At 63.7% G+C, this 26911-nt stretch carries 22 protein-coding genes, 1 tRNA gene and 5 pseudogenes; 12 read left to right on the top strand and 16 right to left on the bottom strand.

What is annotated here, in order from left to right; genetic code table 11:
• Positions 1-175: 175 nt before the first annotated feature.
• Both P0D73_RS42005 and P0D73_RS42000 read left to right on the top strand, forming a co-directional pair.
• A pseudogene (locus P0D73_RS42005) lies at positions 176-2023 on the top strand (thiamine pyrophosphate-requiring protein).
• Between the two features lie 81 nt (positions 2024-2104).
• Entirely contained in the window at positions 2105-2323 is a 219-nt protein-coding gene (locus P0D73_RS42000) for a hypothetical protein (RefSeq protein WP_408435720.1), read from the top strand.
• Positions 2324-2593: 270 nt separating this feature from the next.
• Here P0D73_RS42000 and P0D73_RS41995 read toward each other — a convergent pair whose 3' ends face one another.
• Entirely contained in the window at positions 2594-3925 is a 1332-nt protein-coding gene (locus tag P0D73_RS41995; RefSeq protein ID WP_408435718.1) for an ABC transporter substrate-binding protein, read from the bottom strand.
• A gap of 60 nt (positions 3926-3985) precedes the next feature.
• Here P0D73_RS41995 and P0D73_RS41990 point away from each other — a divergent pair, with 60 nt between their 5' ends.
• Positions 3986-4186 (top strand): hypothetical protein, encoded by a 201-nt coding sequence (locus P0D73_RS41990; protein WP_408435716.1) that lies wholly within the window; start codon positions 3986-3988, stop codon positions 4184-4186.
• An 878-nt stretch (positions 4187-5064) separates the two neighbouring features.
• On the opposite strand, the gene P0D73_RS41985 is transcribed toward P0D73_RS41990, so the two are convergent.
• The 3 genes from P0D73_RS41985 to P0D73_RS41975 form a co-directional block, all read right to left on the bottom strand.
• Positions 5065-5140 (bottom strand) — tRNA-Lys (locus tag P0D73_RS41985).
• A gap of 271 nt (positions 5141-5411) precedes the next feature.
• A complete protein-coding gene (locus P0D73_RS41980) occupies positions 5412-5741 on the bottom strand; it encodes an Hsp20/alpha crystallin family protein (protein WP_408435714.1) in 330 nt (109 codons plus the stop codon).
• A gap of 99 nt (positions 5742-5840) precedes the next feature.
• Complete coding sequence (locus P0D73_RS41975; RefSeq protein WP_408435712.1) at positions 5841-6290, bottom strand: Hsp20/alpha crystallin family protein; 450 nt, start codon at positions 6288-6290, stop codon at positions 5841-5843.
• 407 nt (positions 6291-6697) lie between these two features.
• On the opposite strand from P0D73_RS41975, the gene P0D73_RS41970 reads away from it, so the two are divergent.
• Both P0D73_RS41970 and nadE read left to right on the top strand, forming a co-directional pair.
• The gene (locus P0D73_RS41970) at positions 6698-7228 is read left to right on the top strand and encodes a CinA family protein (RefSeq protein ID WP_408435710.1); all 531 of its coding nucleotides are present in this window, start codon (positions 6698-6700) and stop codon (positions 7226-7228) included.
• Entirely contained in the window at positions 7225-8079 is an 855-nt protein-coding gene (gene nadE / locus P0D73_RS41965) for an NAD(+) synthase (protein WP_408435708.1), read from the top strand. The genes P0D73_RS41970 and nadE overlap by 4 nt, the downstream gene beginning before the upstream one ends.
• A 186-nt stretch (positions 8080-8265) precedes the next feature.
• On the opposite strand, the gene P0D73_RS41960 is transcribed toward nadE, so the two are convergent.
• Together P0D73_RS41960 and P0D73_RS41955 are read right to left on the bottom strand one after the other, a co-directional pair.
• A complete protein-coding gene (locus P0D73_RS41960; protein WP_408435706.1) occupies positions 8266-8748 on the bottom strand; it encodes a phasin family protein in 483 nt (160 codons plus the stop codon).
• A 132-nt stretch (positions 8749-8880) separates the two neighbouring features.
• Positions 8881-9118, bottom strand: a pseudogene (locus P0D73_RS41955) (manganese catalase family protein); the annotation flags it as partial.
• Between the two features lie 264 nt (positions 9119-9382).
• Between P0D73_RS41955 and P0D73_RS41950 the strand changes: the two are divergent.
• Positions 9383-9973, top strand: coding sequence for a hemerythrin domain-containing protein (locus P0D73_RS41950; protein ID WP_408435704.1), 591 nt, complete (start codon positions 9383-9385; stop codon positions 9971-9973).
• 112 nt (positions 9974-10085) lie between these two features.
• Here the strand turns inward: P0D73_RS41950 and P0D73_RS41945 are convergent, their stop codons facing one another.
• From P0D73_RS41945 to P0D73_RS41920, 6 genes are all read right to left on the bottom strand, one after another.
• Positions 10086-11492, bottom strand: coding sequence for a c-type cytochrome (locus P0D73_RS41945; RefSeq protein WP_408435702.1), 1407 nt, complete (start codon positions 11490-11492; stop codon positions 10086-10088).
• Positions 11489-12508 (bottom strand): cytochrome c oxidase assembly protein, encoded by a 1020-nt coding sequence (locus tag P0D73_RS41940; protein ID WP_408435700.1) that lies wholly within the window; start codon positions 12506-12508, stop codon positions 11489-11491. Before P0D73_RS41940 ends, P0D73_RS41945 begins: the two co-directional genes overlap by 4 nt.
• A complete protein-coding gene (locus P0D73_RS41935; protein WP_408435698.1) occupies positions 12484-12828 on the bottom strand; it encodes a hypothetical protein in 345 nt (114 codons plus the stop codon). Before P0D73_RS41935 ends, P0D73_RS41940 begins: the two co-directional genes overlap by 25 nt.
• A complete protein-coding gene (ctaD, locus tag P0D73_RS41930) occupies positions 12825-15458 on the bottom strand; it encodes a cytochrome c oxidase subunit I (protein ID WP_408435696.1) in 2634 nt (877 codons plus the stop codon). Before ctaD ends, P0D73_RS41935 begins: the two co-directional genes overlap by 4 nt.
• A complete protein-coding gene (gene coxB / locus P0D73_RS41925; protein WP_408435694.1) occupies positions 15455-16459 on the bottom strand; it encodes a cytochrome c oxidase subunit II in 1005 nt (334 codons plus the stop codon). The genes ctaD and coxB overlap by 4 nt, the downstream gene beginning before the upstream one ends.
• A gap of 165 nt (positions 16460-16624) precedes the next feature.
• Positions 16625-18916 carry an FdhF/YdeP family oxidoreductase gene (locus P0D73_RS41920; protein ID WP_408435692.1) on the bottom strand — a complete coding sequence of 764 codons (2292 nt, stop codon included), beginning with the start codon at positions 18914-18916 and terminating at the stop codon, positions 16625-16627.
• Positions 18917-19097: 181 nt separating this feature from the next.
• On the opposite strand from P0D73_RS41920, the pseudogene P0D73_RS41915 reads away from it, so the two are divergent.
• The 3 genes and pseudogenes from P0D73_RS41915 to P0D73_RS41905 all read left to right on the top strand — a co-directional run bounded on the left by P0D73_RS41915 (position 19098) and on the right by P0D73_RS41905 (position 21327).
• A pseudogene (locus tag P0D73_RS41915) lies at positions 19098-19594 on the top strand (YciE/YciF ferroxidase family protein).
• A 111-nt stretch (positions 19595-19705) separates the two neighbouring features.
• Positions 19706-19975 (top strand): hypothetical protein, encoded by a 270-nt coding sequence (locus P0D73_RS41910; RefSeq protein ID WP_408435690.1) that lies wholly within the window; start codon positions 19706-19708, stop codon positions 19973-19975.
• Positions 19976-20022: 47 nt separating this feature from the next.
• Positions 20023-21327, top strand: a complete 1305-nt coding sequence (locus P0D73_RS41905) for an ATP-binding protein (protein ID WP_408435688.1) — start codon at positions 20023-20025, stop codon at positions 21325-21327.
• Positions 21328-21852: 525 nt separating this feature from the next.
• Here P0D73_RS41905 and P0D73_RS41900 read toward each other — a convergent pair.
• The gene (locus tag P0D73_RS41900; RefSeq protein ID WP_408435686.1) at positions 21853-22221 is read right to left on the bottom strand and encodes a response regulator; all 369 of its coding nucleotides are present in this window, start codon (positions 22219-22221) and stop codon (positions 21853-21855) included.
• A gap of 696 nt (positions 22222-22917) precedes the next feature.
• Between P0D73_RS41900 and P0D73_RS41895 the strand changes: the two genes are divergently transcribed.
• Together P0D73_RS41895 and P0D73_RS41890 are read left to right on the top strand one after the other, a co-directional pair.
• Complete coding sequence (locus tag P0D73_RS41895; RefSeq protein WP_408435684.1) at positions 22918-23130, top strand: hypothetical protein; 213 nt, start codon at positions 22918-22920, stop codon at positions 23128-23130.
• A gap of 109 nt (positions 23131-23239) precedes the next feature.
• On the top strand, positions 23240-23800 hold the full coding sequence (locus tag P0D73_RS41890) for an NUDIX hydrolase (RefSeq protein WP_408435682.1): 561 nt from the start codon (positions 23240-23242) through the stop codon (positions 23798-23800).
• A gap of 147 nt (positions 23801-23947) precedes the next feature.
• Here P0D73_RS41890 and P0D73_RS41885 read toward each other — a convergent pair.
• The 3 genes and pseudogenes from P0D73_RS41885 to P0D73_RS41875 all read right to left on the bottom strand — a co-directional run bounded on the left by P0D73_RS41885 (position 23948) and on the right by P0D73_RS41875 (position 26448).
• Positions 23948-24932 (bottom strand): annotated as a pseudogene (locus P0D73_RS41885) (SDR family oxidoreductase).
• Positions 24933-25285: 353 nt separating this feature from the next.
• The gene (locus P0D73_RS41880) at positions 25286-25756 is read right to left on the bottom strand and encodes a hypothetical protein (RefSeq protein WP_408435680.1); all 471 of its coding nucleotides are present in this window, start codon (positions 25754-25756) and stop codon (positions 25286-25288) included.
• Positions 25757-25905: 149 nt separating this feature from the next.
• Positions 25906-26448, bottom strand: coding sequence for a DUF4142 domain-containing protein (locus P0D73_RS41875; protein WP_408435678.1), 543 nt, complete (start codon positions 26446-26448; stop codon positions 25906-25908).
• A 248-nt stretch (positions 26449-26696) separates the two neighbouring features.
• Between P0D73_RS41875 and P0D73_RS41870 the strand changes: the two are divergent.
• Positions 26697-26911, top strand: a pseudogene (locus P0D73_RS41870) (glycosyltransferase family 4 protein); the annotation flags it as partial.

Here is a 26911-nt window from a genome sequence, read left to right as displayed (position 1 = left end):
AGCAATCCTGTCGTGCCGCGCCCGCTAACTGGACACTCTTCCTTGACGATTACAGCCTGCAATACCGCGGAACGGGACTTGCGACAGGCGAAGCAGACATACGACGAACGGCGAAATGGCCCAGCCACACATCCCCTCAACCGTCGTCGCTTCAATCGTTTTCAAGGAGAGCGTGATGTCCGACACCGTTGGCGACTTCATCATCGAACGGCTCCACGCCTGGGGCGTCCGCCGCATCTACGGTTACCCCGGCGACGGGATCAACGGCGTCTTCGGGGCCCTCAACCGCGCTCAATCCGAATCCCGGAAGCATCGCCAAAGCAAGGACGAAGGCAAAGAAGCACCCGCCCCGATCGAATTCATCCAGGTCCGGCACGAAGAAATGGCCGCCTTCATGGCTACGGCTCACGCCAAATTTACCGGTGAACTCGGTGTGTGCATCGCCACCTCTGGCCCTGGCGCCTCGCATCTGATTACCGGCCTCTACGATGCTCGGATGGATCACATGCCGGTCCTCGCCATTGCCGGCCAGCAAGCCCGCGCGGCGCTCGGCGGCCACTATCAGCAGGAACTCGACCTCGTCTCGATGTTCAAGGATGTCGCCGGCTCCTTCGTCGAACAGGCCAGCGTTCCCGCTCAAGTCCGCCATCTGGTCGACCGCGCCGTGCGCATTGCGCTCTCCGAGCGCAAGGTCACCGCTATCGTGCTGCCCAACGATCTGCAGGATCTGCCCTACGAAGCACCCGGCCGCAAGCACGGCACGCTGCATTCGGGCGTGGGCTACCGCGCGCCGCGTCTCATGCCCTATCCCGACGATCTCCAGCAAGCCGCCGACGTCCTCAACGCCGGCAACAAAATCGCGATCCTCGTCGGCGCCGGCGCCTTGCATGCCACGGATGAAGTCATCGCCGTCGCCGAAAAACTCGGTGCTGGTGTCGCCAAGGCGCTGCTCGGCAAAGCTGCCCCGCCCGACGATCTGCCATCGGTCACCGGTTCGATCGGCCTGCTCGGCACGAAGCCGAGCTACGACCTGATGACCGAATGCGACACGTTGCTGATGATCGGCTCTGGCTTTCCCTACGCGGAATTCCTGCCGAAAGAAGGCGCGGCCCGCGGCGTGCAGATCGACATCAAGGCGGACATGCTGAGCCTGCGCTATCCGATGGAAGTGAATCTGGTCGGCGATAGTGTCGAAACCTTGCGCGCGTTGCTGCCGCTGCTCGAAGAAAAGCCGGACCGTGCGTGGCGCAAGAAGATCGAAGGCTGGACCGCGGACTGGTGGAAGACGCTCGAGAAGCGCGCACACGAACCCGGCAAAGACGCGGTCAATCCGCAGCGCACGGTGTGGGAGTTGTCCAAACGCATCCCTGCTAACTCCATCGTCACGAGCGATTCCGGATCGTGCGCGAACTGGTACGCACGCGACCTGAAGGTACAGCGCGGCATGATGTGCTCGCTGTCCGGCGGACTCGCGTCGATGGGCGCGGCCGTGCCGTACGCGATCGCCGCAAAGTTCGCCTACCCTGAGCGACCCGTGATCGCATTGGTTGGAGACGGCGCGATGCAGATGAACAACATGGCGGAACTGATCACGGTCTCGAAGTACTGGAAGAACTGGGCCGATCCGCGCTGGATCTGCATGGTCCTGAATAACGGCGATCTCAACCAGGTCACGTGGGAGCAGCGCGCGATGGAAGGCGATCCGAAGTTCGAAGCATCGCAGGATATTCCCTCGGTGCCCTATCACAAGTTTGCGGAATTGATCGGCCTGAAAGGCATCTACGTCGACGACGCAGAGTAGATGGGTGCGGCGTGGGACGAAGCCCTCGCCGCGGATTGCCCGGTGGTCATCGAAGTGAAGGCCGATCCGAACATCGCGCCTTTGCCGCCGCATATCACGCTCGCACAGGCCAAGGCGTTTGCGTCAACACTGATGAAGGGCGACCCCGACCAGGGCAACGTGATCGTCGAAACGGCCAGGCAGGTGCTCGGCGCGGTACTGCCGGGCCATCACGACAAATAGAGCACGCGTCATGACGGCTCGGCCAGCCATGCATACTGGGGCATTCCGGCCGACACCGCCGTCTTTTATGTGAGGCAAACCATGAAGCACACCAACCAGCGGACTCCGGAGGATGCTGCCGGACGCGAAGGGCATCGCACGACCACGTCAAACGAAACAACCACGCGCGACACGTCATTGAAAGACACCGCTCAGAGCGCGCAGGACGCAAAGGAAAAGCGCCGGCATCCGACATCAGAGAACACGCTCGACTCGTCTCAGGACAAAAACCCGATTCCTCCTGATTCGGTGAAGAAGTGATTTATTGCGCACGCATGCCTTCCACAGCCACTATTTGTGCAAGGCATGCCGCACCGCGGACACGTCATGGGCCGTGACCGGCTCGGCCGCATTGCCCCACGTGTTGCGGATAAATGTCAGAACGTGCGCGGTTTCGCTGTCCGTTAGCTTGTCCGCAAAGGCCGGCATCTTGCGCGAGTCGGGGCCGCCATCTGTGCGCGGACTGCTCCCCCCCACGATCGGCCTGGATCCATTGCTCCTACCATGCATGGCGTCGAGAGCTCCTGGGGCTCACTTCTGATAACCCGCCTGCTTCACAGCGCGATCGGCGGCGGCGTTGCCCGCCTTCAGCGCTGCGTCCACACTGGTTTGCCCAGCAACGACGCCCGCAATTGCTTGCCCCACCGCAGTCCCGAAGGACGGGAACTCGGGGATGCCTACGAATTGAATTCCGCTGTACGGCACCTTCCTGAGCGATGAGTCGTTCGGGTCGGCCGATTCGATCGCTCTCAACACAAATTCTCCGAAAGGAGCGGCCTGCCTGTACTCGGGACGTGCAAAAGTCGACTTCCTGCCCGGAGGAACAGATCCCCAACCCTCGTCCTTTCCAACCATCTCGGTGTACTGTTTCGACGTTGCCCAAGTAACAAATTTTTTCGCGGCATCCTGCGACTTCGAGGTCTTGGGGATCGCGAGCGACCACGACCACAGCCAATGCGATCCCTTCGGCGTTACCGCAACCGGTGCCGCAGCGAAGCCAATCTTGTCCGCCACTTTCGACTGCGACTTGTTGTAGAGCGTGCCCGCGGCAGCCGTCGAATCGATCCACATTGCGCACTTCCCGGACGACATCAGCGTCAGGTTCTCGTTGAAGCCGTTCGAGCTCGCTCCGGGCGGCCCCTCGTTCTTCAAGAGGTCTGCATAGAAGCTGATCGCCTTGTGCCACTCCGGCGTATCAACCTGCGCTTTCCAGTTCTCATCAAACCAGCGTCCACCGTAAGTGTTCACCACGGTCGACACGTATGCCATGTTTTCACCCCAACCTGCCTTCCCGCGCAAACAGATGCCATACTGACCCTTGGCCTTATCGGTGAGCGTGACGGCAAATTGCTTGATCTGGTCGTAGGTCGGCTGATCCGGCATATTGAGCCCAGCAGCCTGAAACAAATCCTTCCGATAAAACGTCATCGAACTCTCGACATAGAACGGCAACGCATAGAGTTGCCCATCGTAGGAAAGGCCGTCGCGCGCGGTCTTTACCACGTCGTCGAGATCGTAATCGACAGGCAGATTGGTCATCGGCATCAGCCAGCCGCGCCTGCCCCACTGCGGTGTTTCGTACGTGCCAATTGCAACCACGTCGAACTGGCCGCTGTTAGTGGTGATATCGGTCGTCGCGCGCTGACGAAGCACGTTTTCCTCAAGGATCACCCAATTCAGCCTAATATCCCGGTTCGCGTTCTCGAAGCTCGCGGAAAGCTTCTTGAGTTCCAGCATGGCCGGGCTGTTGAAAGTAGCAATGGTGACATCTGCCGCGCTGGTAAGTTGTGCCGCGCAAACCGAAAGGCCAGCAAGCGCAACCTTGCGAATCGGCTCGCGACGCGCTGAGTTTTTCATCTTCATGAGAGTCTCCGATCGCTTTCGTCGGTGGCAGCGTCTGATTCCTCGGAGGTCGGAGCGGAGGTGGACGATGCTGTAAGGACTGCGACGGCCGGCGTGCAGGCAATGTCGATTCGGCGCTCGGACCAGATTGAGTTCATGATGTTTGCCTCCTTACCCTCGGACCAAGCGCTGTACACATACGAAGCGTGGTATCTCGAGCGGTCTTCGTTTCTCGAAGGCGGAGAAGTGATCAGCTTGCCCGGCGTCGAACACTCGTTATGAGCAGACCTGTGCCCGGGGGGCCGGCTCCGCAAGTAAGCGTGTAAGGGTCTCCGTGGGCCGGCTTACCTTCGGCCAGCCACACTCCGCGTGGATCGTCCCGAAGGCAGAACGCCTGAAAATCCGAATGCCGCGACGTGGCGATCGGCCCGAAACCGTGGCGGACGGTCAGGTCGTTGATGCTACGGGCAACCAGTTCTTCGGCGCGTGCCAGTTCGTCAGCGCTTGCAGGTCGGACAACCAGCGGCATGGGCACCTCCCGTGTGACAACGTCTAAATGTATAGCAAAAGGCCACGGTAGAGCCAAGCGCGCAATCAATGGCTACGCCCGGCATCTGGCCCGAGGCCTCCCCGATGGTCAGCGCGAGCATCTAGGCCCGCTGTCGAACGGCTCAAACTGGCCGGAGCACCTGCCGCGCGAGCGGCTTCATTCTTCGACCCACTGCGGACCTCCAACTGGTCCTTCTCTCCGCTCGGCGAGCCAGGTGCGGCGTCTGAGTCTTTCTATGCAAGGACATTTGAGCGGCAATCTAAAGGTGCCGGGCCCACCTGGTAGCGGGACATGGTCTTAGCGTTTCTCCGGGAATACGTTGGAAGCTGCTTGGGATGCATCGCGGGCCTCGAGTCCTGCCGTGAGTTCTGTCAGGTTGTGGCTGTTTCTCGGAAGCTCGACCTTTTCAAGCCGGCTTCGTGTCGGCTTTCCTTAGCAACGGTCAAGTCCCGATCACGTATCCACAGAGCCGCAGCGGAAAGGCGAAGAAGGTGTGCCACAGACTGTAAAAAGACGACTTGCCCGCGAGCCGTCCTCACTGCAACTGGACCGGAAATGGACCAGAAAGCAAAGATCCCGGTCACGGGGACTGGATCAAGTGCCGATTCTTTGGTAGGCCGTACTGGATTCGAACCAGTGACCAACGGATTAAAAGTCCGCTGCTCTACCTGCTGAGCTAACGACCCGGGCTACTCCAATGCATTCGCGTTGCCGGCGCCGTTCCACCGCCGGCGTCAACCGATATCGATCGTACGACTCGCGGATCGCTGCGGCTCCTGTTCCGGCACGGTCGGCGCAAGCTCACTGTTGTCGTTTCTGGCGAGAGCGTGGTCGGGGTCGGCGCTTTCTGGCATCGGGATCGTGCGCGCGAACGCGCGCTATCTCCGCCAAGCAAGGCGATGGCGACCTTGCAGCCGCCACCGGTTTGTCTCCTGTCGTCGTGCTGGTGAGGCGGGCTCAGTTCGTGCGCACCTCGATCCGTCGCGGCCGCGCTTCGTCGCGACCCGGAATCGTCAGCGTCAGCACGCCGTCCTGCAGGTTTGCCTCGATCCTCGATGTGTCAAAGTCCGGGCTCAGCGAAAACGCGCGCGCGAAATACGGTTCACGGATCTCCGCGTGCTGCAGCCGCAGACCCGCTGGTGTCGGCACGACCGCTTCGGCCTCAATGTAGAGATTGCCGTCGTGCACCTTCACGTCGAGTTTGTCCTTCGTGGCGCCTGGCAGGTCCGCCCACAGCGTGATGCCCTGGCTGTCCTCCAACACATCGACGTCCGGTGTGAGCGTCATGCGGCGTGCCGGCCGGTCGCCGTCGCGTCGCGCTACTGCTATCTGTCGCGTTCAGCGACCTGTCGTGTCGTTCATGGCTTGCTCCTCGAATTACTGGCGTTACTGAACAGCGATGGGCCGCGGCTTGGACGCTTCGCGCTTGCCAACGGTGATCGACAGGCAGCCGTTGGTATAGCGCGCCTGGACCTTGTCGGGGTCGGCATTCTGCGGCAGCTCGATCACGCGGCGGAAACCGCCGGCGAAGCGCTCCTGTGCATAAGTGCGGATGTCGCCTCGGGATTTGTCGCTCCCGGACTGGGCAGGCTTGCGCTCGCCGCTGATGGTCAGCAGGCCTTTGTCGATCGACACGTCGAGGTCGGCCAACGCGAGGCCGGGCGCGAACGCGACGATTTCGATGGAGTCGTCGGTCGTACCGATGTTCACCTGCGGAAAGGCTCCGAAGCGGCCCGAACGGATGCTGGATGGGAAGCCGCCGAACAGGCTGTCCATCTGCTGCTGCAGACGGTCAAACTCACTGAACAGGTCAGTTCCGGAATAGAGATCACTCATGGTCGTATCCTCCTTCGATGCAGCGAGGAGGCGAACGGGCCTACGCGCTCCAGTCGGCCTGCCAGGCTGCTGGCAAACAAATCGAAACACGCAGCGCACCGGATGTGACCGGCGCGTCTGCCTGAGCGAAATCAAAGATAGGCATTTTGAGGAATTTTTCAAGGGGCGAAAGCAAGGTTCGCTTCTAAAAAATTCCTGTCCGCTCCTGTCACCGCGATTGATTCAGCAGCCCTGAAAGACGCATCGCGTCATTGCGTTCGACGTCGGTTTGTGGCGGAACGGCAGCGTGCCGCACGGCGCCCGAGGATCGGCCCTTGCTAGTTCCACGGCGCCCGAGGATCGGTCCTTGCTAGTTCATTACGGTTCGCGTGCAATAAGATCCACCGCGTCACTGCTGGAGACAAGCCATGGATATTCCCGAGCAAGTTGTGTCTTTCCTGACATCTCGAAGGCTGAAACTTGCGACCGCCGAATCCTGCACCGGCGGCCAGATTGCGTCCTATTTGGCCGGCGTGCCAGGCAGCGGCGCGTGCCTTGACGTCGGCTTCGTGAGCTACTCGCCATCGGGCAAGGCAGGCTTCCTCGGCGTCAGCGAAACGACGATGGAAAAGTTTGGCCTGACGAGCGAAGAAGTCGCCCGCGAGATGGCCAAAGGCGCGCTTCGCCAGGAAGGCTGCTGTGCCGATGTGGCCGTGTCCAACACCGGTCTCGCGGATGCCGCGCCGGAGGGCGGTCCGCCGGCGGGCACGCAGTGCTTTGCATGGTCGTTCCGGACCGGCAACAGCGAACTGTTCACGTTCGCCGAAACGCGGCAGTTTCCAGGCGAACGTAACGACGTGCGCTCGGCGGCCGCGCTGTACGCGCTGTCGCGCATCGAGCATTACTTCAATCAACTCCCGCGCGCGCAGCGGGAACCATCTCAGAGGACTACGCCATGACCCTGCCAACTTCTACCGAAAGGAATGCCTGGCAGCAGGCCGTCATTCGCGAGCTCGGCGTCGCGCACGACTTCGACGTCGACACGGAGCGGGAGCAACGCGTCACTTTCCTTTGCGACTATCTCGTCTCGCAAGGGCTTCGGACCTATGTGCTGGGCATTAGCGGCGGTGTGGATTCTTCCACCGCGGGCCGCCTCGCGCAGCTTGCGGTCGAGCGCCTTCGCGCACGCGGCTATGAGGCGAAATTCGCGGCCGTGCGCCTCCCGTACGGCAGCCAACGCGATGAGGAAGACGCCGCCCTCGCGCTCGAGTTCGTCCGCCCGGACGAGGCGTTCACGGTGAATATCAAGGATCCGTCGGATGCCATGCTGTTCTCGCTCAAGCGCGGCAACGTGCAATACGTCGATGACTTTCAGGAAGACTTCGTGCTCGGCAACATCAAGGCCCGGCAACGAATGATCTCGCAATACGCGATCGCCGGCGCGCGGGTAGGCGTCGTGATCGGCACCGACCATGCGGCCGAATCGCTAATGGGCTCCTTCACTAAATACGGCGACGGCGGCGCGGACATCCTGCCTCTGGCCGGTCTCACGAAGCGGCGCGTGCACGCGTTAGCGCAGGCGTTGGGCGCGCCCCGCCGCCTCGCCTGCAAGATGCCGACAGCGGACCTTGAATCGCTGACGCCGCAGAAGCCGGACGAGGACAGCTATGGCATCAGCTACGAAAACATCGACGACTTCCTCGAAGGCAAGCCGGTGAGCGACGAAGTTTTCAGCACCATTCACCGTTTTTACACGGCGACTCGTCACAAACGCGCCCTTGCCGTCCCATTCGTTTCCACGGAGCCGTGATCGACGGACCTGCCGGCACCCGGCCGCTGTGCGCTTGTTGCCGGCGACTCCTTCTGAAAGAGGCGGCTCGTCGCATTGGCGAGCCGAAATGAACGCTCAGCGACGCTCGACGCTCCAGACCAGCGGCTGCTGATTCGACGTGCAATGTCGCCGACTCTGAGCTAGTGCGCGTCTCCTTGCGCGTCGTCAGACTTGATCACCTTGCCGGAACTGTTCAGGATCGCTACCGGCTCGGCGATGGCTGTTTCGGCTGCCCAGCGACAAGCACGGCAGCTTTCTCCAATCGCCGCTGCGCAGCGCCCGCGCCGGCCGAAAAGTCAACCGTCTCCCACAACATCCTGAGGGACCGATGTGCTCCTGCATCGCAATCAGAAGGTCCGTCCCCGTCTGAACAGCAATGTCTTCTACGTGCCGGCCATACGCGAAGCTTTTCTTGACGGCGACGGGCAGTTGCTGGGACTGGAGATCGATTACTTCGCTGAGCGAGTGGGCAGAAAGTGCGGCATCGGCCAACGCCCGCTGCTCGGCGACAGCCGTTTTTGCAGTCTGCATGTTGAGCCGGATGACTTTCTCCAATCCGGCAGATATTTCTTCGGCGCAACTCGACGATGCCCCGATGGTAGCTTCGCCTTGACGGAAAAATGGCTGTTCCGCGGGGCTATTGAGCATACAGTCTCCATTACACGGGGTTGGCACGGCGGCGGTGCCCGGCATGCTGTCGCGTAACCGGTATCGGCAGTGACCGGACGAGGGCCGCCGTTGCCGGCATAGTGCTGCCGGCGAAGTTGAACACCGCGGGCATCACTTCGATGCAGCAGCCTCCTGCCCGGCGCCCAGGTCGGCGCCTGTGAGGGGGATCCGTTGTGATTGCGGACGCCGTGCGCGACGCCATCGCACTAAGCACTTCGACGTCTTTCTCAGTGACCTGAACGCTTGCGAGTCCGTCGCCGCCGTCGACCGCCGGTTGCGGCTTCTCGACAAACTCCCAGCCCGGGCGGTCGTTCCACGGACCGCGCGGCGAGTCATCGCCATCGGACACCACGGTTGCCAGGTATCCGACTTGCTGAGGCAACGACAACGGCCCATCAGCCGAGGCGAACGCCTGCGGCACGCCACTGGCGAAGATGACGATCGCCACGAAAGCTTGCGCGGGCGGCCGGCATCCGTTCCGCGGTCGGACATTCAGCGTGGCATCGCGCTATAAGCGGCGTGACCAGGGATTCGGCGCAACGCGCCCTTTCCCACCTCCGCCCGCAGACTGATCGTCCGGTCCTCTTCGCACCGGGCACTCTGGAGAACTGTTATGTCCGATACGACTTCCTCGATGTCTCCGAGCATCACGTCGATGATCCGGCTGGATCATATGCATGTGCTCGCGGCGTTTCACCGCTACCACGCCGACAGCCCCTGGTGGCGCAAGCGCGCAATCGTTAATTCGGCGTGTGCCGCTCTCGAGATCCACGCGCAACTCGAGGAAGAAATCTTCTACCCCGCGTTGGCCACGGTAATCAGCGAGGACCCGACGCTCGGCAAGAGCCGTCCCGAGCATGACGAAATGCGGGCCACGATCGGCAGACTGCGCACGATGGGCCCGGACAACGCCGCTTACGATGGACTCTTCCACCAACTGATGCGGGAGGTCATGCATCATGTGGCGGACGAAGAGACGGTCTTGTTGCCGGCCGCCGAGCGGGCGCTCACCGGCGAGCTCCGCTCGCTGGGCGCCAGGATGACACGTCGCCGGCTTCAGCTGCTGGGCGAGCGACCGCGCGAAATCGCCGTGAGTACGGCGGGCACGTTTCCAGTGGCTACGTTTCTGATGGCCTCCCTCGCTGTATTCGGCATCGCGCATTGCCTGCCGAAGTCGCGAAGGCTCCGGCACGATACCGACTGAGCCGGCGTTGAAAAGGAACGGCGCCGCGAGCTGTGCGAAGCCCCGCCCGGCAGGCAAGAACGAGCGAAGGTCGCGGCGCTTTTCACCCGACCATCGCAATGAAGACGCAGCGCTATTTGTGCAGCTTCTGCCGTAGCGAACTCACGTCGTTTGCCGTGATCGGCTGTGCGTTGTTGCCCCACGCGCTGCGGATGTAGGTGAGCACCTGGCCGATTTCGACATCGGCGAGCGTGTCGGCGAAGCGCGGCATCTGCTGTCGCGGCGGTCCGGTGAGCGTCGACGGGCTATTGCCGCCTTCCACCATCAGCCGGATCAGCGACGTCGTATCTTCGGCGAGCACCGACGAATTACCCGCGAGCGCGGGAAACACGTTCGGTACGCCTCTACCCTCGTCGCCGTGGCATTGCGCACAGAACGAGCGGTAGACGTTGTAGCCCACGGACAACGCATCGGGAACGCGGCTGCCGTTGAGCGGCTTTCGCGCGACGTCGTCTTGTGGCGCATAGGTTCCCGACGGACTGCGCGGCGGCAGCGACTTCAGATAGCGGCCGATCGCGAGCAGGTCGTCGTCGCTCAGGTACTGCGTGCTGTCCTCGATCTGCTCGACCATGCTGCCATAGGCGACGTTGCCGCCACCACGCCCCGTCTTCAGGAATGCGGCGATTTCCGGCGCGCGCCAGCGGCCGAGACCCGAGCCCGGATCGCCGGTAAGATTCGACGCGAACCAGTGATCGTTGACGCCGCCGGTGAGGAAGTTCGACGACGCTTCGTCCGTGCCCTTCTCCTCGTATGCGACGCCGCGCGGCGTATGGCAGCTTCCACAATGGCCGACCGACTGCACGAGGTAGGCGCCGCGATTCCACTGCGCGTCGCGGTCGGCACGCGGCCGATACGGCTCGCGCGGCACGAACGCCATTTGCCAGAACCGCAGCGCCCAGCGCTGGTTGAACGGAAATGCGACGTCCGATTTCGCGTTCGGCTTCGCGACCGGAACGACACCGTGCATCATGTACATGTATAGCGCGTGCATGTCTGCGTCGTCGATCTTCGCGAATGCGTTGTACGGCATTGCCGGGTAGAGCCGCTTGCCGTCACGCGTGACACCTTTGCGCAGCGCACGCGCGAAGTCGTCGTAGGTGTACTGACCGATCCCGTAGCGCGGATCGGGCGTGATGTTGGTCGACACAATGGTGCCGAACGGCGAAGCAAGGCCGAGACCACCCGCATATGGCGCGCCGCCTTGCGCCGCCGTGTGGCAACCGGCACAATCGCCGGCTTTCGCGATGTACTCGCCGCGCGCGAGCGTCCCGGCATCCGGTCGACGCGCGGCGGGCCGTGCCGAAGCGCCTGCGGACGGCAACGCGGAGACGGCGTCCGACGACGCCGACGCCGACGCATCTTCACCGCGCACTTCGCGCATTGCAATGCCTGCAACGGCGATCGCGAGTGCGATCGCGCACGCGGCAAGCGCGACATGACGACGCCCGCCGGTCAATGCGCGTGGCGTGCGTGGCTTCATCGCGCAACGTCCTGCCGCAATGCCGCTGCGGGTTCACTGCCGAGTCCCGCTGGCACCGGGCCCTTCAACCAGCGCGCCGCGATCGCCAGGCCGCCGACGAGGTACATGATCGCAGCCGGCACCCACATGATGAGTCCGCCGGCCTGCTGATCGTGTAGCGGATCGATGCCCAGCGCGTTCGTCGGTTCGACATACGACGGATACCACAGACCCGGCGCGAGCGAAATCAATGCGCCGAGCGCGCTCGTATGGACCATCGTCGTGAATACGGACAGCATCGCGTGACCGCCCGACTGACGCGACGCACCGTCGCCGAACACGGTCCACCAGAAAATCAGCGCGGTCAGTAGGAAACTCGCGTGCTGCAGCGTGTGCATCCACGAATGCGCCAGCGCCGCTTCGAACATCGCCGGCGCATGCCAGCCCCAGAGTGCGGCCGCGTGCAGGATCCAGCCGGCAAGCGGCGCGGTCAGCCCCCGCCACACGCGCGCGAATGCGCGCGCACGCACCGCGCGGCCCACGCGTCGGCGCGCGCCGCGAGGCAGCGCCCAGATCCATACGCCCAACGGGCGCGCCACCACGAGGAGCGGCGCGGCGATCAGCATCATCGTTTCGTGCTGGACCATGTGCGCGGAGAACAGAGCCGCCGCCAGGGTATCGAGTGGCGAGCACAATGCGAACACGAGCGCGGCCATGCCGCCCGCAAACGCAGTCGCATGCCACGCGCGAGTCGCGCGACTGTGCCGCGTACCGCGTCGGCGCAGCCGCACGTGACCGCTCGCATACGCGAGCGCGCTCGCCAGCATCAACGCGACCACCCAGCCGTCGAACGACCAGCCGAATGTGGGCGCGCCGCGTTCGCCGTCGGTGAGCACGTGCGCGCACGCGAGCGGCGCGTGGGCCAGTGCCAGAGCGGCGCCTGCATGCGCGTACGCGATCCGCCGCTCGCGGGCGTGGGCGGCGAAGCGGCGGCTTGCGCGAGGCCGCGCGCTCATCGACAGGGTGAAAGGAGCCATTGCGGGAACCACATCGTCAACTGGATAAGCGCACACAAAGCGGCGGTGAGCATGGCCATCAAGGCGAGAAACGGCTGACGCGCATCGCGGGGTGCGTAGCTGCCGTCGAACCGCCCAGCCGTGCCGCGCCAACACCGGTATGCGACCCACGCCGCGATGACGGAGAACATGAACGCGACCGCGCTCACCGCGTCGAGCGCGGCGTGCTGGCCGGACGCGCAGGCGAGCTGCACGAGCGCATAGTTGAGGCTCTGGGCGCCGAGCACCACCGCCGGGGCCGCCAGTAGACCGAGCCAGATCGAGATACCGGTACGCTTCATGGATGCATCCGCGGGACGAGGTAGATGACCGCATACATCGGCAGCCAGCTGAGTACCACGAAATACCAGTAGACCGCGTTCTCGCTTGTGTCGAGCAGGCGTTTTTTCTCGAACGGCCCGGTGTAGAGCAGCGTTGCGAGCACGGCCGTATCGACGGTATCGGTAATCAGGTGCGTCGTATGCAGACCGAGCAGCAGCCAGACGATCGAACCGTATGAATTCGCGTACCACATCACGTTGAGCGCGCCGAATTCAACGCCGCGCACCACGAGGAACGCAAACGCGAACGCGAGGCAGACTGCAAGCCACAGACGCGCCCGTTCGCGTTCACCGCGTTCTGCCGCGCGCTTCGCCAGCTGGTTCGGCCACAGGCTCGCGAGCAGCACCGCCGTATTGAGCGAACCCCACACGAGCGACGGCGGTGGCGCGTGCATGGGCCACGCCGCGTTCACCGCGCGCAGGTAGAAGTACATCCCGACGGCCATCGCGAACAGGGTTCCCTCGATCAGCATCAAGCCCGCCGTCGCCCACCACATCAGGCTGCGATGACCGAAACCGAAACTGGGCAACGCGCGCACGTCCAGCACTTCGGCTAGCGGCCCGGCGCCAGGGCCGGCCACTTCACGCGACGTTGGGTTCCCGTGTGGACGGCGCACCGCTTTTTGCGCGGCACTCGAATCCGGCCAGCGCTCGAGCGCGCGCGCGACACGGTTCTCGCGCCGTCCCGGCCAGAACCAGGCGATCATCGCCACGGCGACCGGCACGGTACCCCACCACACCGCCGACGGCGTGAAGATCGAACCGATGAAAAAGATCGTGGTCGCGACGGCACTGAGGAACGGCCAGATCGACGGTCCGGGAAACAGCGGGCGCGTGTCCGGCTGCGCGTCGAGGGCGCTCGTCGTCAGCACCTCGCGCGCATGCGCGGCGAGGCCCGCCACCGCATGCGGCGCGCGCCGCGGCTCCCACAACGGCGCGCGGCCGTGCACGACCGGCAGCACGTCGAAGTTATGCGGCGGCGGCGCGCTCGGCACGCTCCATTCGAGCGTGCCCGCGCCCCACGGGTTTGCGTCGGCCCGCGCGCCGCGCCGCAGGCTCCCTATCACGTTGACGATGAACAGCAGCACGCTCACGCCGATCATGTACGCACCCAGCGTCGCGACCAGGTTCATGCCGTCCCAGCCCATGCCGGCGGGATAGGTCCACACGCGCCGCGGCATCCCTTGCAGACCGAGCAGATGCATCGGAAAGAAGGTAACGTTGAAGCCGACGAAGAAAAGCCAGAATTGCCAACGCGCGAGGCGTTCGCCCAGCATGCGTCCGGTGAACTTGGGAAACCAGTAGTGGAAGGCGCCAAAGAGCGGAAACACCGCGCCGCCGAGCAGCACGTAGTGCAGATGTGCGACGACGAAATAGGTGTCGTGCACCTGCAGGTCGAGCGGTACGGAGCCGAGCATGATGCCCGTCATGCCACCGAGCACGAGGATGAAGAAGAACGCGAGCACGAACAGCAGCGGCGGCTTCAGGCTAAGGCGACCGGTGAGCAGCGTCGCCAGCCAGCAATAGATCTGGATGCCGGACGGCACCGCGATCATCACGCTCGCCGCCGTGAAGAACGATTTGCCGAGATCGGGAACCGCCGTCGCGAACATGTGGTGCACCCATAGGCCGAACGCGAGAAACGCGGTAGCGATCAGCGCGAGCACCATCGCCGAGTAGCCGAAAATCGGCCGTCGCGAGAACGTCTCGATGATCGACGACATGAAACCGAGCGCCGGGATGAAGATCAGATAGACCTCGGGATGGCCGAAAAACCAGAACAGGTGCTGCCATAACAGCACGTCGCCGCCGAGCGACGGGTTATAGAACTGCGTACCCACGAGGCGATCGAGGATCAGCGCGGTGCTCGCCAGCATGACCGCGGGCATCGCGAAGAGCACCATGAACTGCGTGACGAGCGTGGCCCATGCGAACAGCGGCATCCGGTTCAACGACATGCCCGGCGCGCGCATCTTGAGGATCGTCGTGATCAATACGACCGCGACGAGCAGCGCGGAGAGTTCGGTGAACGTGATCATCTGCGCCCAGATATCGCTGCTTTTGCCGGTCGCGTAGTCGGGGCCGGCAAGCGGCACGTAGCTGAACCAGCCGGAACGCGGACCCGCGCCCAGCACGAAGGCGATAAAGAGCGTCAAACCGCCGAACAGGAAGACCCAGTACGCGTACGCGTTCATGCGCGGAAAGGCGACGCTGCGTGCGCCGATCAGCAAAGGAATCAGGTACATTGCAACCGCCTGCATCACGGGGACGGCGAACAGGAACATCATCGCGGTGCCATGGATCGTGAAGAGCTGGTCGTACATGTCGGGGCCGACCACATGACTCGTGGGACGCGCGAGCTGGGTGCGCATCACAAGGGCCATGAGTCCTGCCAGCAGAAAGAACACGAACGTCGTGACCATGAAGCGGCGCGCGATGCTTTTGTGATCGATCGCGCCTAACCAGCCGATCACGCCCCGGCGATCTTCCCATGTGTGCGCGAGCGCGGCCAGCGTACCGGCGTCGGCATCCGGTCCGTCCTTGATTTGCCCGAGGGCTTCGGCGCCGAGTAGCGGTTCGGTCGTGCTCATTGCAGTGTGGTGAGCCATCGGACGAGCGCGAGGCGATCAGCGTCCGAAAGCGGCACTGCCGGCATCGTCGTGCCGGGCTTCAGCGCATTCGGATTGCGTATCCACGCAGCGAGGTTTGGAGGAGTGTTGGCGAGCACGCCGGCGGCGATCGTCTCCCGGCTCATCAGATGCGTGAGGTCGGGGCCGGGGGTACCCTTCGCCGACGTGCCGCGCACCGTGTGGCAATTCGCGCAACTGGCGCGCTCGAACACATCACGGCCATGTAGCGCGATGGGGTCGGTGCTCTGCGCCGCGGGCTGCGCCTGTTGCGCGACCCAGGCCGCGTAACGCTCAGGCGGCTCCGCGACGACGAGCATCGCCATCAACGCATGTTCCGCGCCGCAATATTCGGCGCATTGCCCGCGATAAGTGCCCGCCCGGTCCGCCCGGAACTCGATCGTCGTGTCGATGCCCGGCAGCATGTCCTTCTTGCCGTGCAGGTTGGGCACCCAGAAGCTGTGGATCACATCGGCCGCTTGCAGCGACACGATGACCGGGCGACCAACCGGCACGTGCAATTCATTTGCGGTGACGAAACCGGGCTGCCCGCCTCGCGGGCGATACGACGCCTGCCACCACCATTGCGCGCCGGCCATGTCGATGCGCACGGGATCGTCCACCGGTAGCTTCGACAGCGCCCGATCCGTCAGCACGTCGGCGACGATCAGTCCCACGAGGACGACGACTGACAGCGCGCTTGCACCGATCACGACGCGCCGCGTGCGATGTTCGGGTTGCCTGAGCGAGCTCAGGTCGGGCGCGCGAGTCGCCGGCGCTTGCGCGCCAGCGCCGCGCGTGTTGCGCACCAGCGCGACGAGGGTCGCCAGCAGCACGAGCGCAAAGACGATCCCGCACACGATCAGCGAGAGATTCCACAGCCTCGCGATGTGCGCCGCCTGGACGCCCGCCGGCTGCAACGCGCTTTGCTGCGGCTGCGCGACGGCCTGCGCCACGAGCGACATGGCCCAGAGCGCGCCGGCGGCGAGACGGCTCGCCCGCTTCCTGCCGGTCCGCGCAGCGGCGACGCGACACCGGCCAGTCGCACCACTGTCAACTCCAACGTCGATCATTGTCGTAGGTGAGCGTTCGAGTGTTGAAACCTGTAGCACTGTGCGCAGGCACCGACGCTAGGAATGCCGCTCGACAATGCGAACCGGGATCGACTTCGCGCCCGGCACCTTGCTTTCCTTCGCGTAATGCCAGAGCGGTAGCAGCGGATTGCACTCCGGGTAGTAGCCGGCAATGCAGCCGGGCGGGATGTCGTACGATACGATGCGCAGCCCTTCGACCCGGCGCTGGATGCCGTCGTCGGCGATGGTTTCCAGCGTCACCTCGTCACCCTCCTGAAGCGAATGCGATTCCATGTCGGCGCGATTCATCAGGATGACCATGCGCGAGCCCTTGATGCCACGAAAGCGGTCGTCGAGATTGTAAATGGTGGTGTTGAACTGGCTATCCGCACGCAGCGTCATCAGCCGCAATGCGCCCGGCTCGCGCTCCATCATGTCCGGATCCTCGCCCAGCGATTCAGGCACCATGAATTCCGCCTTGCCGCTTTTCGTCTGCCATTTGCGTTCACGCGCGGGCAATGGCCGGGGGAAGCCACCGGGCGTCCACATCCTCGCCTCGAAATCGTGAAAGATTTCGGGGTAGGTCTCGGCGATCGCGGCGCGCACCCTGCTGTAGTCGTCGCGCCATGCGTCCCAGTCAACCGTCGAACGCCCCGCGAGTGTCGCCTTGGCGATCCCGGCGATGATGAACGGTTCCGAGCGCACATCGGTGCTGGCCGCTTCAGTCACGCCGCGGGAGCCGTGCATGCAGCCGGTACTGTCTTCCATCGAGACAACCTGGTCTCCGCTGGCCTGCGGGTCGATCTCGATGCGGCTCAGACACGGCAGGATATAAGACGTGGCGCCGTGCACGAGATGGCTCCGGTTGAGTTTGGTCGCGACATTGACCGTGAGCTGCAGGCGGCTCCATGCCGGCTCCGTCTGCAATCGGTCCGGCACCGAGCGCACGAGATTGCCGCCAAGGTTCAGCACCGCGCTCACCTCTCCTTTCACCATGGCCTCGAACGCCTCGACGATGTTCATCCCTTTCTTGCGCGGCGGCTCGAATGAGAACTGCTGCGCCAGCTTGTCCAGCGGCGCGAGTTCCGGCTTCTCCGTGATGCCCACCGTGCGCTGCCCTTGCACATTGGAATGGCCGCGCACCGGCGAAGGCCCCGCGCCGGGCTTGCCGATATTGCCGCGCAGCAGCAGGAAATTGCACAGCATGCGCACATTCTGCACGCCCATACGATGCTGCGTCAGACCCATGCCGTAGTGAATGATGACCGCGTTCGCCTTGATATATTCACCAGCCGCGCGCTCGATGTCGGCGCGCGTCAATCCGCTGACCCGCTCGATATCGGCCCAGTCGGCCTCGCGCGCGAAGTTCGCGAAGTCCTCGAAGCCGTGCGTGTGTTCGCGGATGAACACGTCGTCCAGCACGCGCGGGTGGCCTGCGGCGAGGGCGGTGTCGTCCGCGGCGATCACCGCCTTGCACATGCCGAGGATCGCAGCGGTGTCGCCACCTGTCTTGACCTGATGATATTGCGTGCTGATCTGCGTCTCGGTTGGCGAGAGCATCTGCACGGGCGACTGCGGATTCGTGAAGCTGATCAGACCCGGCTCGCGCAGAGAATTGAAGGTGATGATCGGCACGCCGCGCTTGCGGGCGTCCTGCAAAGGGTGAAGCATCCGGGGGCTGTTGGTACCGACGTTCTGCCCGAAGAAAAACATCAGATCGGTCTTTTCGAAGTCTTCCAGCGTGATGGTGCCGACACCGACGCCGATCGCCTCTTTCAGTCCGACGCTGCTGCTTTCGTGACACATGTTCGAACTGTCCGGCAGGTTGTTCGTGCCGTACATTCGCGCGAACAACTGCAACATATAGGACGTTTCGAGCGACGCGCGACCGGACGTATAGAACACGACACGATCGGGGTCCATTCCGTTCAGCTGGCGGCCGATCTCGTCGAATGCTTGCAGCCAGCTCACCGGCATGTAGCGATCCGTTGCCGCGTCGTAGCGCAAAGGCTCGGTGAGGCGCCCGGCTTCCTCGAGATCATGGTCGTGCCACGTCAGAAGCTCGCTCACCGGATGAACGTCGAAGAAATCGTGCGTGACCCGTTTCGCCGTGGTATCCCACGCGGTCGCCTTCGCGCCGCTCTCGCAGAATTCGAAGGTATGCGGTTCCGCCGGCTTCGCCCATGAGCAACTGACGCACATGAATCCGTCCGGTTTGTTCTGACGCAGCAGCACCGTGCTGTCTTTCAGCGCGACCTTCTCCTGCGAGAGGATCTTCGCCACCGCCTTCAGCGATCCCCATCCGCCCGAAGAGTATGGATACGCTTCGTTCTTTCGTTCCTTGTCCATGGGATGTTCCTCTGCGCAGCCGTCAAGTTGTGCTGTTGGTGTAGCAAGCGACGTTCCAAGCGGGGCCGCACGGGCATCGCCTGTCTTAACGGGCCTCTGGCCACATCGGATCTCCTTCGTCGCCGTACCGTGGCATACGCGTTGCTCGACTTTCGTCTCCCAACCTCTCAAGGAGCCGATCATGGTTCAGCGTAAAACGGTCAACGACCTCTTCGTTCATATGCTGTCGGACATCTAGAGTGCCGGGGAGCAGCTCACCAGGGCGCTGGCGAAGCCCAGCCGCGCCGCATCCAATCCGCAATTGAGCGACGCGTTCAAGACACATCTGGAAGAGACGCAGGGACAGGTCGAGCGGATCGACCAGGTGGTCGAAACTTGCGGCATCCGCCTGAAACGGATGAAGTGCGTTGCCATGGAAGGCCTGATCGAGGAAGGTCAGGAACTGATCGACGAAATCGAAAAAGGCCCCGTGCTGGGCGCCGGTCTCGTAGCTGCGGCCCAAAAGGTTGAGCACTATGAGATCGCGGCGTATGGCAGTTGTGCGCGATAGGCAAGCAGCTCGGATTTTCCGAGGGCGTGAAGCTGCTCAAGGCGACGCACGACGAAGAGAAAGCGACCGACCTCAAGCTTTCGGAGTTTGCGGAAAAGGCCGGTAACGCGCAGGCAGCCGCCGCCTGACGATTCGCTGGCGCGCGCGGTCAACGGCCAAGGGTTGTTCCGCCCGCATCGCCGGGCGCATATGTCGTAATTCTCGGCGGAAAGGGCCGGCGCCCCTATGGAATACTTCAGGTGGACAGCCTGGAGCCGCGCGATTTTTCGCGTCCGGATACCGAGTATCTGCGCTCATACGCCAACCTGCTTGCCGCCGCGGTCGAACGGCTGCGCATCGCCGCAGAAACGCGATGGCACGCCGCCTCGCTGCGAGAGAGCGAGGAACGCCACCGCACGCTTGCGACGCAGATTCCGCAACTGGTATTCACTTCAGGCAGTTCGGGCGAACGCACATGGAGCAGTCCGGAATGGGTCGCCTATAGCGGCGTTTCCGAAGAAGGCAGTTAGGGCTGGGATGGCTCGACGCCGTCCATCCGGATGACCAGCACGCAACCATGGCGGCTTGGGCCATCTGCGAGGCCATGGGCGAATTCGCGGTCGAGTACCGGCTTGGCCGGGCTGCCGACCATGCCTACCGCTGGATCCAGAGCCGCGCCACGCCGGTGCGGGCCGAAGCCGGATCGTCGGCTGGCTCGGCACGTCTACCGATGCGGAGGATCAGACGCGCGTTCGCGAAGCACTGGAACGCAGCGGCGAGGAACTCGAGGCGCGCGTGTCGGCGCGAACTGCGGAACTGCAGGCTTTCGCTGTACACGCTGCACCGCGAAAGCCGCGAGCGCTCACGCGCGGAGGAACGCCTGCGTCATAGCGAAAAACTGAAGGCGATCGGCCAGTTCACGGGTGGCATCGCGCACGACTTCAACAACATGCTGCAGGCAATTATCGGTTGTCTGAACATGATCCGCGTAAGCATGCAGCAGGGCCGGCCCACCGAGGTCATCGGCCTCCTGGAGCGCGCCGAGCGGGGCGCCGTGAGAGCGGCGGGGCTGATGCACAGGCTACTGGCGGTCGGGCGGCAGCAGACGCTCGAACCACGGCTCGTGAGCCTCGACACGATCGCACGCGGTATGGAGGACATGACCCGCCGCGCCGTCGGCGCAAGCGTCAATGTCGAACTGAAGCTCGCTGACGGCAAACGGCTGGCCATGTGCGATCCCAATCAGATGGAAAGTGCGCTGCCGAATCTGTGCGTCAACGCGCGCGACGCCCTGCCGGATGGCGGCTGGCTTACCATCAGCACGAGCGAAGCCGCACTGGCCGAGGCGGAGCTCTCCTCGTTCGAAGATGCGCAGCCCGGACGTTATTCCTGCATCGCGGTGTCCGATACCGGGGTGGGCATGTCACGCGAGGTACTCGATAAGGCCTTCGAACCGTTTTTCACGACCCAGCCCGCAGGGCAAGGCGTCGGTCTCGGCCTGAGCCAGATCTACGGCTTTGTCAGGCAGTCAGGCGGCATCGTGCAGACGGACACTGTGCTGGGCAAAGTCACGACGGTGCGCCTGTGCATGCCGGCCCCCGCGGAACGGGGCGATCATTCGACGTGCGGCCTCGATACCGGCACAACCATCATGCTGGTCGAGGACGAGGAGATTGTGAGGGAAGTGACGGCCGAGCAGTTGCGTGAACAGGGCTACCGCGTGCTCGAAGCGGGCAGCGGCCCGGCTGCCTTGCGGCTTCTCGATGCAGGCGCACGCTTCGATCTGCTGATCAGCGACGCGGTGTTACCCGGCGGCATGGACGGCCGCGAGGTCGCCGAGGCAATCAAGGCTCGCTATGCCAAATACCTGTCATCCTGGTGACCGGCTACGCGCCGGGCGATGCGCTGGCCGACATGGAGGTGGTTCGCAAACCGTTTAGGCCTGAAGTGCTCGCGGAGCACGTTCGCGCCAAGTTCGAAGACTGACGGGCGGTTGTGCGCTTACGAAGAGCTGGGCAACGTCGGCGAGGCGTCAGAGGAACGACGCGCATAGCGGCCTCCAGGCATTCCGATGATGCAAACCAAGCGCCACGGCCGCTTCGGCATCGGCCTTGCGGATCGGTCTTTGCAATTTTCGCGTGTACGCTTCGTAATTCCGTCAGGGGGCGACCACGTTTGTCGCAGCGAGATGGGGAGCCCGACACTAGCTGTTCTTCATTCTCGCTGCGCATGACGTACGACCGTACGCGCGGGCCGCGTGAAGGTCATCAATCAGGATTCCTATTCACTGCGAAACACGCCGGTATCGGTCCGACATCGAGAAGGTCCAGCGGAGGACGAAGCGTGCCTGAGTGAACTCAGCCATACGCTCCACGACGCGCATGTGCAAAGCGCGCTGTCACCACTCTCAGCGCTTCGCGCGTGCGGCCGCCGCGGCGGCTGAGGCGCTGCAACTCGCGCAGCAAAACGGTCGCTGCGACCGGCTTTTTGATGAAACGGACATGCGGCAGGCGCAGCCTCGGACGCGTTTCGCCGTGCGAATCACCGGGATCGACGCCGACGATGGGTCCGCGCGCAACGCGCGGATCAGATCGACGCCATCCATCACGGGCACCTTGCAGTCCGTCACGACAACGTCGGGCGAGCTTTCGCGGATGAAACGCAGCGCGTCGGCACCGTTGTGAGCGGTGCGCACGAGATGCCCCTCGGCCGCGATGAGCAGTGCAAGCGAGTCTAGCCAACTGTCATTCGCGTCGACCAGCATGACCGAAGCCATACCTGTTTCCTTTCGTCGCCTACATGGCGCACAAATCGGCAAGAACCATCGCATTCGCCGCGTGCTGCTCTCCAGGCGGCGAGGCGTCGTCACAACCTTATGCATGGCATTTCGTCGTCCCATTACCACCTTCAGAACCATCTTGTCGCTCGACCGGCACGGACGCGGGTGGCCAGGCGTTCGCGGCGCCCCGAGCGCGGCGCGAAGTTCAGCGTAGTAGTGGGTTCGCGCTCGCCAACGCAAGACCGGTGGCGACTGTGCGGGCCATCAAGGCGGCCATGTCCAACGCATCGCCCCGCGAAACGCTGCCGCACGCTCCCCTCTGCTCCAGAATCGGGCGGTGATTCCCCGTTCGCTCGGTGACCTGCACGATCCATTGATAGCCACCCTCCGAATCGGGCCTTACCTCAGAACTTATGATGACGCCGGCGACGGCTATGGTAACGACGCGCATGGGCGATTCCTCCAGGCTGTACTTCGCGTCAGCACCTGCGCATTCGCCGTGCCCGATGAGGGACAGGACGCCATTCTTCGCACACAGCATGTCGTCGATTCCGGTGTTACCAGCGTGAGGGAGGTAATCGCGAATGCCCTGCAACCAAGGAGTTTCGCGCAGCCGCCTCGCGACAGCTTGTCGGGGCGCGTCGGCCGCACGATCGCTGCTACCCGAAGGTTTCACTTCCCGGAATGCGTGCCATGCAAAGTCAGTATCGCGGATACACGATCCATGTATCGGCTAGCCTCATCGACGGAGAAATCGTCGGCTACGCCCGTATTTACAGGCCGCAGGGTGATGGCCGTGGCGCCGAAGACGTGCACGAGAAGGAATTCCATCTGGCGTTTGTCGACGAACATGAAGCAATGGCGCTCGCACGAGAGCGCGCGATTGGCTGGGTCGAAGAATATTAGCCCATCCCCGAATTGCGTCTTTACGCGCAATTCGCGCGGAAGCCTCATCGGAACCGCGTGGTCGCGGCACGGCCCATGCGGTGCCCTCGATGATTTCCCGGGAACGATCATGAAACAACGGGCCACGGTAGTGTGCATGAGGAAGGGACGGTTGCTGCTCGTCGCCAGGGAGCGCGGGCGTTGGGCAATGCCTGGCGGCCGGCCGAAGGCCGACGAACCTCTGGCGGGTACGGCCTTGCGTGAGCTAACAGAAGAAACGGGTCTGCTGGCAGCCAGCCTGCGGTATGCGTTCGAGTTTCGCGGCGCGAGCACCCGGCACTTCGTGTTTGTCGCCGACCTCCCCGACGGGGCCGAGCCGTCGCCCAGTCACGAAATTGCTCGTTGCTGCTGGGCCAGACTGAAGGACGTGAAGCGTATGCCCGCAAGCATTCCAACCAAAGGCATCGCCGATCTGCTTTTGAGAGCACGCCCTTTGGTCGAGCGCACTGCGGGAAGCGCCATGCACGCCGCCAGCAATGTTGCGACGAGAATGGCCCGCGCCACGCACGGGCCTGCGAACCGGGGCCGCTTCGCTCCTGGCACCGCGCCGCTGATAGCCTCAGCCGAAAACCGTCCACCGGATCACCTGGCCAGCGCAGAGGAGAGAGTCGCCGGCCTCTCGCCCGCGTGACCGGCAATCCTCTCCGTCGGAAGCTGGCACGCCCTGCCCGACCCAAGGCCCCTCGGCAACGAAAGATCGGCCGCTGCGACCGGCTCCACGAAGCTGCCGCCAAGCTCGCTCATGGACGTCGGCGCTTCGACAGGAAAGCGCGGAGGGTCATGGCTGCCCTGCGCCGCCGGACGCGCCGAATACCTGACCCGTCACGTAACTTGCCTGTGTCGATGCCAGCTGCACATACAGCGGCGCGATCTCCGCGGGCTGTCCCGGGCCTTCCAATCGGGACCTGCTCGCCGAAGTGGGTCAGATTGTTTATGGTCTGCCCGCCGCTGACCTGCAATGCGGTCCAGAAGGGTCCCGGCGCGACCGCGTTGACGCGGATGCCTCGTTTGACCATCTGTTTGGCGAGGCCCTTCGTGAAGTTTGCGATGCCTGCCTTGGTCAGCGCGTAGTCAAGCAGGTTAGCCGACGGATCATATGCATTGACCGACGCCGTGTTGATGATCGCCGCACCGGGCGGCATGCGCGGGATGGCCGCCTTGGTGATCCAGAACATCGCGTAAAGATTGGTGCGCAAAGTCCAGTCGAAGTCTTCCGTACTGATGTCGAGGATCGAGTCGTGACTGTGCTGGCGTCCCGCATTGTTGACGAGGATGTCGAGTCCGCCCATCTGCTGCACGGCGTTCGCAACCAATGCCTCGCAAAATGTCTCGTTCCGGATGTCGCCTGGCAATGCCACCGCTTTACGGCCCGCCGCGCGAATGAGCTGTACGACTTCCCGCGCGTCGGGCTCTACCGCCGGCAGATAGACGATCGCCGGGGCGCGACCGATGCCGGAATCGCCGCCGGTGATTAGCGCGTGCCGGCCAGTCAACCGGCCGGTGCCGACATAGCTGGTTTCGCCGTGGTCCGGGCGAAGCGTCATGCGTCCCGCGAGGCCAGGCCATGGCTGCTGCTGGGCGGGAAACGGCGGATTAGGGTGCAGCCCGCGCGGATCGGCCAGCCCGGCAGCGCCCGCCGTTCCGGTCGCCTCTGCTCCGCTGGCTTGTCCGAATGCATGAGCGGCCACGCTTGTCATCATTCCCGCTGCTGCTCCCTGCATCAACCTGCGGCGCGCTGTCGAAGGGGTGTCGTCGGATGGCATATAAAGCTCCTGGTAAGGGACGGCCCACAGCTAGGCCGCGGGAAAACAATCGGCGACCAAGCGCGGTACCCGGTGTGCAAAGCGCGCACCCGTCGCGAGCGCGGATCGCAACGGCCAGCCGATACACCCCGCGCGGCGCGCTGCTCGCTGACGTCGCCGCAACGCCGTGCGAGATCGTGGCGGGGGCGTTCGTCGGTCCTGCACAGTTCATGCGGTGGCTTCTTCGTAGGCAGCGAGCTTTCGCGAACGCCGATCCGGCCGCAATGACGAGCGGCGGCACGGTGCCGCTGCGATGGGATTTGCGTCGCTGGCGGTCAGTTGCCGCGCGTGGTGAACTACCGGCGCGGACGCCCTCAGTCGCGCCGGCACATCGCCGCGGCGGCGAACCCCACGGCAAACCCGGCGTAAATGTAGAACAGCGAACGCCTGGAAAGATGGGCCTCGAAACCAGGCGTCAGCCGTTTCGGCACGGCGTGGTAGTCGACCAGATAGGCCACGGCGGCAGTTGCGCCCGCAGCGGCCACAACCGCCGCAGGGCGGCGACGCGCTTCGCGTTGTCGTCGCATTAGCATCGACTCGAACAGCAAGCCCCAGAACATCGCCGCAGCGTGGTGAATGGCGAGTCCCGTCAGCGTATAGCGTGGGCTGAAGCTGGTCTCAGCCAGCGCGCGCCGTGGCCAGAAACAATGTGTCACCGCATTGAGCGGAGCATACGGCGTGGCGCCTTCGCCTGGCGCACGCGCGGCGGCAATCGCGGCAGACACGCTGCCAGCGACGCTGCCCGACCCGATCGCGCGTCCCAAAGTCTTCAACAGAGTCTGCATTGCGGTGCCTCACGCTCACTAACTGAAACGGACATCGGCATTGCAAAAATGCTAACGCGTGCCTCGCGCCGGTTATGGCCCGGACGCGCACCGGGGTGTTGCGCGTCGCCGCCTGTGCTGCGACCTGGCCCGCCGCGTTCGCGAGCCGGCTACTGGGCCACGCCCTTTTTGGCCGCGAGGTCCTGCGCCATTTTGTAATGCTCCCTGATTGTCGGCAGCGCCTTTTGCGCGGCTTTTTTCAGATCCGCGTTCTGTCCGTCCGATATCTCTTTCTCGAACGCCGCGATGGCCGATTGATGGCCTTCAAGGCCCACCTTCTTTATATAAGCCTGATCGAACTCCTTGCCTTTCAGCGGCCGCAAGGCATCGAGAACGCTCGCGTCCGAATTGTCCTTCGGCACCTCGACGCCGTGCGGCGCCGCCATCTTCAACCGCACGGTCAGTTTTGTATGGTCCAGCATCATGTGGTGAGCAAACGACTTCACGTCCTTGTCGCTGGAATTGCTCGTCGCGAGCTTTGCCGCATCGATTTCCGTCGACGACGACATGCTGGCCGCCTGAACGAAATCCTTGTCCACCTGAGGCAAGGCGTTGGCCGCAGTGGTGGATGCGGCTTGGGTCTGCGCGTTCACGACCGGTGAAAGCAGCCCGACAGAAGCACATACGGCGGCAATAACTGTCATTCTTTTCATACATGACCTCTATAGGAACGGTTGAGTGGGTATGACGGCCGAAAGCTCGTTACGTCCACCGGATTTGAGCAACCCGCATGCCGGCTCCTCGATTGCGCTCCCGGCCGATTCCGCGCGCATCGGTACGTCGCTTGCTCGCCGTTGTCCACGTGGCGCGTCGCCGGCTCGTTGCGGATCCATTGCATTGAAGCCCACCGCCACGATCGTCCATGAACCCGCAAGAGACCGTCCTCACTTTTTCGTCCGCCATGAGAATTGCCCAGATCGCACCGCTTTACGAAAGCGTGCCGCCATTCGCCTACGGCGCGACCGAACGCGTCGTGTCCTACCTGACAGAAGAACTCGTGGCCCGCGGCCATCAAGTGACGCTTTTCGCGAGCGCCGATTCGACCACCGGCGCGCGCCTCGTGCCCATCTGTGAACGAGGTCTGTGGCGCGACGGCGCAGTGTGGGATACGCTTAC

The sequence above is a fragment of the Paraburkholderia sp. RL18-101-BIB-B genome (assembly GCF_046026985.1).
Classification (GTDB): domain Bacteria; phylum Pseudomonadota; class Gammaproteobacteria; order Burkholderiales; family Burkholderiaceae; genus Paraburkholderia.
This window is presented reverse-complemented; position numbering and strand designations above follow the sequence as displayed.